Source organism: Lacinutrix sp., assembly GCF_037625555.1.
In the GTDB taxonomy this organism is placed as follows: domain Bacteria; phylum Bacteroidota; class Bacteroidia; order Flavobacteriales; family Flavobacteriaceae; genus Lacinutrix.
Genome location: NZ_JASJHV010000084.1, coordinates 1 through 8,034 on the forward strand (window position 1 = coordinate 1; position 8,034 = coordinate 8,034).

Annotated in this window: 8 protein-coding genes; 3 read left to right on the forward strand and 5 right to left on the reverse strand. The window is 30.2% G+C overall.

Annotation, left to right across the window (positions count from 1 at the left end; translation table 11 throughout):
• Positions 1 to 97 precede the first annotated feature (97 nt).
• Both QNK89_RS07350 and fsa read left to right on the forward strand, forming a co-directional pair.
• Positions 98 to 898 (forward strand): SDR family oxidoreductase, encoded by an 801-nt coding sequence (locus QNK89_RS07350; RefSeq protein WP_340170373.1) that lies wholly within the window; start codon positions 98 to 100, stop codon positions 896 to 898.
• A gap of 150 nt (positions 899 to 1,048) precedes the next feature.
• On the forward strand, positions 1,049 to 1,702 hold the full coding sequence (fsa, locus tag QNK89_RS07355) for a fructose-6-phosphate aldolase (RefSeq protein WP_340170374.1): 654 nt from the start codon (positions 1,049 to 1,051) through the stop codon (positions 1,700 to 1,702).
• A gap of 84 nt (positions 1,703 to 1,786) precedes the next feature.
• On the opposite strand, the gene QNK89_RS07360 is transcribed toward fsa, so the two are convergent.
• On the reverse strand, positions 1,787 to 3,214 hold the full coding sequence (locus QNK89_RS07360) for a hypothetical protein (RefSeq protein ID WP_340170375.1): 1,428 nt from the start codon (positions 3,212 to 3,214) through the stop codon (positions 1,787 to 1,789).
• Positions 3,215 to 3,500: 286 nt separating this feature from the next.
• On the opposite strand from QNK89_RS07360, the gene QNK89_RS07365 reads away from it, so the two are divergent.
• Positions 3,501 to 5,126: an ABC-F family ATP-binding cassette domain-containing protein gene (locus tag QNK89_RS07365; protein WP_340170376.1), complete on the forward strand. Its 1,626-nt coding sequence runs from the start codon at positions 3,501 to 3,503 to the stop codon at positions 5,124 to 5,126.
• Between the two features lie 98 nt (positions 5,127 to 5,224).
• On the opposite strand, the gene QNK89_RS07370 is transcribed toward QNK89_RS07365, so the two are convergent.
• The 4 genes from QNK89_RS07370 to pheT all read right to left on the reverse strand — a co-directional run.
• Entirely contained in the window at positions 5,225 to 5,461 is a 237-nt protein-coding gene (locus QNK89_RS07370) for a DUF2007 domain-containing protein (protein WP_340170377.1), read from the reverse strand.
• Between the two features lie 100 nt (positions 5,462 to 5,561).
• Complete coding sequence (locus QNK89_RS07375; protein ID WP_340170378.1) at positions 5,562 to 5,753, reverse strand: hypothetical protein; 192 nt, start codon at positions 5,751 to 5,753, stop codon at positions 5,562 to 5,564.
• 33 nt (positions 5,754 to 5,786) lie between these two features.
• Positions 5,787 to 6,086, reverse strand: coding sequence for a hypothetical protein (locus QNK89_RS07380; RefSeq protein WP_340170379.1), 300 nt, complete (start codon positions 6,084 to 6,086; stop codon positions 5,787 to 5,789).
• Between the two features lie 76 nt (positions 6,087 to 6,162).
• Positions 6,163 to 8,034 (reverse strand): phenylalanine--tRNA ligase subunit beta (gene pheT / locus QNK89_RS07385; RefSeq protein ID WP_340170380.1); only part of this gene is annotated, 1,872 nt, incomplete at its 5' end.

Consider the following 8,034-nt stretch of genomic DNA (forward strand, 5'->3'; position numbering starts at 1 on the left):
GTGTGATGTAGGTAGCTTGCCTTTTTTTGTACCCAAAAGTCTCGTAATAGTCTTCACTTTAATTTTGTATTTTTGGTTTTAATAATTCAACACAATTATGTCTAAGGTTATATTAATTACAGGAGGATCTTCAGGAATAGGAAAATCTATTGGTGAGTACTTAAAACAACATGGTTTTACTGTTTATGGTACAAGTAGAAGTCCTAAAAAATACACTAACCATCCTTTTAAAATAGTGGGTTTAGATGTAAAAAATGTAAATTCTATTACTAACGCTGTTGCGGAAGTGATTGCTGCAGAAGGTAAATTAGATGTACTTATTAATAACGCAGGTGTTGGTATTACTGGACCAATTGAAGAAATCCCAGAAGCTGAAATTCAAAATAACTTCGATACTAATTTTTTTGGACCTATAAATGTAATCAAGGCCGTTTTACCACAAATGCGAAAGCAAAATAGCGGACTAATACTTAACATTACTTCAATAGCTGGTTTTATGGGATTGCCATATCGTGGCATTTATAGTGCAAGTAAAGGTGCTTTAGAGCTGTTAACCGAAGCTTTTAGAATTGAGATTAAAGATTTTAATATTAATATGGCAAATATTGCGCCTGGCGATTTTGCTACCAACATTGCTGCAGGAAGATTTCATGCACCTTTAGATATAAACTCTCCATACCAAAAGTATGGAAGTGTATTAAATGATATAGATGCGCATGTAAATAAAAGTAACGACCCAATTGCTGTTGCTAAAACGGTATTAAAAGTTATTAATACTAAAAAACCTAAAACACATTATAAAGTTGGTGCTTTTATGCAGAAATTTTCTATTGTATTGAAGTTTTTATTGCCAGACAAGGTTTATGAAAAGATGCTGATTAACCATTATAAGTTCTAGCATTATTTACTAATTAAGTATCTTAAGGTTAGTATTGTTTTAAAGCATTTTCTAAATGTTAATATCATTTCATATCATTTTTTCTTCTAGCTTAAGTTAAATTGTAACTTCGTATTATTATTAAAAGAATTTAAAAAATAAAACAAGCGCATGAAATTTTTTATAGACACAGCAAACCTTGCTCAAATTAAAGAAGCCGAAGATTTAGGTATCTTAGATGGTGTAACAACAAATCCATCTTTAATGGCTAAGGAAGGTATTACAGGCACAGATAATATTTTAAAACATTATTTAGATATCTGCAATTTAGTGTCTGGAGATTTGAGTGCAGAAGTTATTGCAACAGATTTTGAGGGTATGGTTAGGGAAGGTGAAGCGCTTGCAGAACTACATGAACAAATTGTTGTAAAATTACCAATGATTAAAGATGGTATTAAAGCGTGTAAATACTTTAGCGACAGAGGTATAAAAACAAATGTAACGTTAGTGTTTTCTCCTGGACAAGCTTTACTAGCAGCAAAAGCAGGTGCTACTTATGTGTCTCCATTTATTGGACGCTTAGATGATATCTCTACAGATGGTTTAAACCTGATTGCTGAAATTAGACATATTTACGATAATTACGCTTTCGAAACCCAAATTCTTGCAGCTTCTGTTCGCCATACAATGCACGTTATTGATTGTGCTAAATTAGGTGCAGATGTCATGACAGGACCCTTAAGTTCTATAGAAGGTTTACTTAAACATCCACTTACAGATATTGGTTTAGCTAAGTTTTTAGCAGATTATAAAAAAGGAATCTAAAACATTATAACTTAATCTTTAATATAAAAAAAGTTCCTGAAAATTAATTTTCAGGAGCTTTTTTTATAAACTAATATTTAATACTTATTGATTAAGTAAGCCAAGCAGCTCTTGCTCAAAAGTAATATTAAACATATTTGCTTTTGCATTTACAATTTCACCTTTTTTGTTGAGTATAATTACTTTTAATATTGGCTTTACAGAAAGTGTTTCTCTAGATTGTATTGGTGTTTTAAAGCGATATTCGTTTTCTATTCTTACATCGTAATGTTTTAAAACATTTACCTGTTCTTCGTAAGAAATAGAGTCAATATTTATTGCTACAATATGAAACTCTGGATATTTAACGTTTAGCTCTTTAGCGCGTTTATGAGAAGATATTAATTGATTCTTATTGTTTTTAGACCAGAAATATATAATGGTTGGTTTTTTTATTAACTCGTAAATACTAATTTCCTTTTCGTTTTTGTTAAGTAATTTAACAATAGGTATTTTATTTCCTGGTTTTAGTTTTTTGTATGAACTCACAAAATTCGTAGCCATTTCAATATCTTTAGTATTGGTACTTTTAGATTTAAAAGACTGAAGCATTTCATCGTAATCCTCTGTATTTTTAGAGATATTTACAAATTGGCTCATAACATATCTTAATAGGTCGTTTTTAATATCTTCATTACTTACAGTGTTATCAATTAGTTTAAGCTTATCTAAGTTGTAATGTAAGTCTAATCTATCATAAACACTATCTTTAGAGTGTTTAAAATGGTTTTGTAAAGCAAGATTATTAAAATGAAATCTTAAAAAGGAGAGATATGGGCTGCACTCCTTTAAGGCTTCATTGTTATAATCTATTTTTTCTCTATAATTATAGAAGTCTTCTGGAAGATTCTCGAAGGCATCTAATACAGATATTTTATAATTAGCTAAAGGATAAAGTTCTTTGTGTGCATAATATTCGTAGTTTATAATAGCTTCAGAAATTTCATCAAACAATTTTGTAGTTTCATATTTTAATCTAAAACGTTTTAATTTTTCCAGTTTATTATCTCTTGAAAGCCTATAAATGCTATCAAACTCTTCAGCTGTTTTTTGACCTAAACCAAGAATTTTATCATCTTCTTTTTCGTTTAGCAAATACATTTCTATTAAAAAGTTATTCTCTTTAGCACCTTTACCAGTAAATACCAAAGACTCATCAAAATCTAAAGTATTTAAACGTAACATTAAACTATCGTTAGGTTCTATTAAGAAATTTTGGTATTCTTTACCGTCAAAAAAACCAAACAAACCAGGCTCAAAATCTGTAAAAGTATATGAAAACCTATTGTTGTTATTAATGTAAATAGTGTCTATAGTAACACCAGATTTTATAATATAAAGAGTTTTACTATTTGGGTTTATAATTTCTCCTCCAAAATAGGCTTTGCCTGATGAAGTGTCTTCATTATCTTTTTTACAAGATGTTAGACATACTATTAATATTACAAAAAGAAATAAAAAATTAGATTTCATAAAAAACCAAAAACTATAGTTTAATAAACAAATTTATGTTTTGTATTCGTGCAGAGGTGTTAATGCGTTGTTAAATTGAAAATAAAATAAGTTAATTATTTAGTATTAAGGCTATTGCGCAACTATATATAACAGAGGTTTTGTTTTTTCAAACGGAAGATATTATTTACTTTTGCAAAAGCTTAAAAGCGCTTTTATGTCAAGGAGTATTAGTGCTGAGTTTATTGTTGTAAAAAACGATATTGAAAAGGATAAAAATCATCTGAGTTAAAAATAAATAAAATACATGTTATCAGTTTCAAATCTTTCGGTACAATTTGGTAAACGCGTGCTTTTCGACGAAGTAAACACAACTTTTAATAATGGAAATTGTTACGGAATTATTGGCGCCAATGGAGCAGGGAAATCAACGTTTTTAAAAATAATTTCAGGTCAGCAAGAAGCGAATTCTGGTAGTGTACATTTGGAAACAGGAAAACGTATGTCTGTTTTAACACAAGATCACAACAAGCATGATGAAGACACTGTTTTAGAAACCGTATTAAAAGGAAATAAACCTTTATATAAATTAAAATCTGAAATAGATGCTCTTTATGCAGATTATACACATGAAAATGCTGAAAAAATTGGAGAGCTTCAGGTACAATTTGAAGAAATGAATGGTTGGAATGCAGATAGTGATGCTGCAGCAATGTTGTCGAACTTAGGTATTAAAGACGATGTTCATTATAACCTAATGGGAGATCTTGATGGAAAGCAAAAGGTACGTGTACTTCTAGCACAAGCACTTTTTGGAAATCCAGATGTGTTAATTATGGATGAACCTACCAATGATTTGGATTATGAAACCATTTCTTGGTTAGAAAATTTTTTAGCTAATTACGATAACTGTGTTATAGTAGTGTCTCACGATAGACACTTTCTAGATGCTGTATGTACACATATAAGTGATATAGATTTTGGAAAAATAACACACTTCTCTGGTAACTATACGTTTTGGTATGAGTCTTCTCAATTAGCAGCAAGACAACACGCCCAGCAAAACAAGAAAACCGAAGATAAAAAGAAAGAATTAGAAGAGTTTATTCGTCGTTTTTCTGCCAACGTAGCAAAAAGTAAACAAGCTACAAGTAGAAAAAAGATGATTGATAAACTAAACATTGAAGATATTAGACGTACTAGTCGTCGTTATCCGGCTATTATTTTTGAGCGTGATAGAGAAGCAGGAGATCAAATATTAAATGTAGAAGGCTTATCGGCTTCATTAGATGGAGAAATACTATTTAAATGCATAGATTTAAACTTAAATAAAGGAGATAAAGTTGTTCTGTTCTCTAGAGACTCTAGAGCAACTACAGCTTTTTATCAAATATTAAACAAAAACTTAAAAGCAGAATCTGGTAAATTTGCTTGGGGAGTTACAACTACTCAATCTTACCTTCCATTAGACAACAGTAGCTTTTTTGAAAACGATTTAACATTAATAGATTGGTTACGTCAATGGGCTCAAACAGAAGAGGAAAGAGAAGAAGTAAACATTAGAGGTTTTTTAGGTAAAATGATTTTTAGTGGAGAGGAAGCTTTTAAGAAGTCTTCAGTTTTATCTGGAGGAGAAAAAGTGCGTTGTATGTTATCTCGAATGATGATGACAAGAGCCAACGTTTTACAATTAGATGAGCCTACAAACCATTTAGATTTAGAAAGTATTACAGCTTTTAATAATTCTTTAAAGAATTTTAAAGGAACAGTTTTATTTACAACTCACGATCACGAGTTTGCACAAACTGTTGGTAATAGAGTAGTAGAGTTAACTCCAAACGGAGTCATAGACAGATATACTACATTTGATGAGTACATGCAAAACCCAACTATTAAAGAGCAGAGAGAGAAAATGTATGCTGTAACGGCATAAGTTGTTATTTGTATCATATAAAAGCCTCATAAAATCTATGATTTTATGAGGCTTTTAGTTTTTTAAAAAAATAAGTATCTATTAAAACAGCTTAGATTTTAAGCTTCCATTTCACTTCTTACAACTTCAACTATACGAACAGCTGTATCTGTCTCGCTTTCGTGTACATATATTTCAGGTTGCGAAATTAAAGCAGATCCAAAACCGGCTAATCGTCCAGACTCGGTTTCGTCTTTAATTACTGGATTAATTCCGGCAGCTTCTAAGCGTTGTTTTATTAATTGAACAATTATAGTTCCTCCTGTGTAAATTTTTATATAATTAGAATCTGTCATAGCTATAAGTGTTAAAGGTTATACTTAAATATACGAAATAAATAGCAATGCTTTACACGAGCTGCAGTAGTTTATGTTTATTTTAAGAGAATTAAAAACTCTACTCTGAACCAAAATAATTATAAAGCCTATAAGCTCCATAACCAACCATAGCGATAGCAAGTACAAGTCTCATAGTGCTAACAGTTTCATCTTCGAAAAAGTGTTTGTAAACAATGTAGCTTCCTAGTCCTGAAAATATTAGTCCAGAAACTAAAATAAATATACTTTTTTTAGGTGTTTGATTTTCCATGGTGAATTACAATTTATTAGATTATTATTTTAACTAGTAATAGAGGTCGTTTCTTTTAAAACTAGTAAAAGAAGAAATGTCATCAGATTCTATTTCTTCTGTGAATTTTACCTCAATATAGTATAAATCCTGAAATTTAGGGTTTTTAGTAATTAAACGATCAATAACTTCATTAGAAGTTTTCTTTAGTTTAGAATATTCTATAGTTAATATGGGATATTTATAGAATTTAACAGTAATATTATTGTTTTCTTCTTCGGTTCCCCAACTAATATTTACATTTATATCTTCATGTTCAAAATGTGTTTCAAGATCATTATCTATCTTCTTCATTTCTGCAACCTTTTCATTAAAATTACAAGAACAGCATACAATAATGACAAATAAAAGAGGTTTTAAAAACTTCATTTCATCTTAATTCAGCTCCTAGTTTATTTTCAAAATTACTTTGAAGCTTATTCATTATTTTATCTACAACTTTATCTGTAAGTGTTTTGTGCTCATCTTGAAACATAAAACTTACTGCATAACTTTTTTTGCCATTAGGTAAGTTTTTACCTTGGTAAACATCAAATAAACTCACGTTTTTTAGTAGTTGTTTCTCTGTTTGTTTTGCAATAGTGTGTATGTCCTCAAAAGTTACGTTATTATCTAATAATAAAGCAAAATCACGTCTAACCTCAGGATATTTAGGAATGGCAGTAAACTTAATTTTATTCCGTTCTGCAACTTCAATAATATTATCCCAATTAAAATCTGCAAATAAAACATCTTGGCTAATGCCAAAATGCTTTGTGATTTTTGTTTTTACAATACCAAAATCTACTAAAACCGTTTTACCTTGGTTGTATTGCATGCCTTCAGAAAACACATCGTTTTTAGTTGCAGTAGATCTGTAACGCGAAACACCTAAGCGCTCTAAGGCAGCTTTAATTGTGCCTTTTAAATAAAAGAAATCACCTTTTTGTTGAGAAGAAGTCCAACTTTCTTGGGTTTTATTTCCTGTTACAAATAAGGTAAGGTGTTTGTGTTCTTCACGAGTGCTACTATAATTGTGATATGTTTTTCCAAATTCAAAAAACTTTAAATCACTACGTCTTCTGTTAATATTATAAGAAACGGCTTCTAATCCAGAGAACAATAACGATTGTCTCATTACCGATAAGTCGTTACTTAACGGATTTAACATAGTAATGTTATGTTCTTCTTTTAATTGCTCACTTAGTGAAACATAATTTGGTGTTGTTAGTGAATTAGCCATAATCTCATAGAAACCTTGAGAAGCTAATTGGTTACCAATCACATTTTGTAATTTATAATCTTCAAATTTTGAAGAATTAGAAATAGAAGCATTAAGCTTAGTAGTAGTTTTTATATTATTGTAACCATAAACGCGAAGTATTTCTTCTATAACATCAGCTTCACGTTGTACATCGTTTCTATAAGCAGGAATTGTTAAACCTAAACCTGTTTCAGTGACGTTATTTACTTTAATTTCTAAAGAAGATAAAATGTCTTTTATTGTTTCTTTAGGTATTTCTTGACCTATAAGTTTTGCTACCTTCTCGAATGAGATATGTACTTGAAAGTCTTCAATTTTTGTAGAATATACATCTGATACGTCACTTGTAATCTCACCTCCAGCAACTTCTTTAATTAAAATAGCAGCACGTTTTAAGGCATACTCTGTAATGTTTGGATCTATACCACGCTCAAATCTAAAAGAAGCATCTGTGTTTAATGCATGACGTTTAGCAGTTTTTCTAACGCTTACTGGATTAAAGTAGGCACTTTCTATAAATATATTTGTTGTGTTTTCTGTAACTCCAGAGTCTAAACCTCCAAAAACACCTGCAATACATAGCGGTTTCTTAGTGTCGCAGATCATTAAATCGTCTTCATGTAGCTCACGTTCAACACCATCTAAAGTTGTAAATTTTGTGCCTTTGGCAACAGTTTTAACTTCAATTTTATTGTCTGTTATTTTGTTAGCATCAAAAGCATGTAATGGTTGACCTAATTCGTGTAAAACATAATTAGTAGCATCTACAATATTATTTATTGGTGCAAGTCCTATGGCTTTTAACCTGTGTTGCATCCAAGAAGGAGATTCTGCAACTTTAACTCCAGATATTGTAACACCACAGTATCTTGGTGCTAATTCTTTATTAACAACTTCTACGTTTATTTTAAGCGAGCGACTATCTACATGAAAAGCACTTACAGAAGGTGTAATGAGTTCTAAGTTAATATTTTTATGTTGTAATCCTGCTTTTAAATC

What these genes read in the sequence shown, in the direction of transcription:
- QNK89_RS07350 (WP_340170373.1), top strand. Translation starts at nt 98, where the DNA reads ATGTCTAAGGTTATATTAATTACAGGAGGATCTTCAGGAATAGGAAAA.
- fsa (WP_340170374.1), top strand. Translation starts at nt 1,049, where the DNA reads ATGAAATTTTTTATAGACACAGCAAACCTTGCTCAAATTAAAGAAGCC.
- QNK89_RS07360 (WP_340170375.1), bottom strand. Translation starts at nt 3,214, where the DNA reads ATGAAATCTAATTTTTTATTTCTTTTTGTAATATTAATAGTATGTCTA.
- QNK89_RS07365 (WP_340170376.1), top strand. Translation starts at nt 3,501, where the DNA reads ATGTTATCAGTTTCAAATCTTTCGGTACAATTTGGTAAACGCGTGCTT.
- QNK89_RS07370 (WP_340170377.1), bottom strand. Translation starts at nt 5,461, where the DNA reads ATGACAGATTCTAATTATATAAAAATTTACACAGGAGGAACTATAATT.
- QNK89_RS07375 (WP_340170378.1), bottom strand. Translation starts at nt 5,753, where the DNA reads ATGGAAAATCAAACACCTAAAAAAAGTATATTTATTTTAGTTTCTGGA.
- QNK89_RS07380 (WP_340170379.1), bottom strand. Translation starts at nt 6,086, where the DNA reads ATGAAGAAGATAGATAATGATCTTGAAACACATTTTGAACATGAAGAT.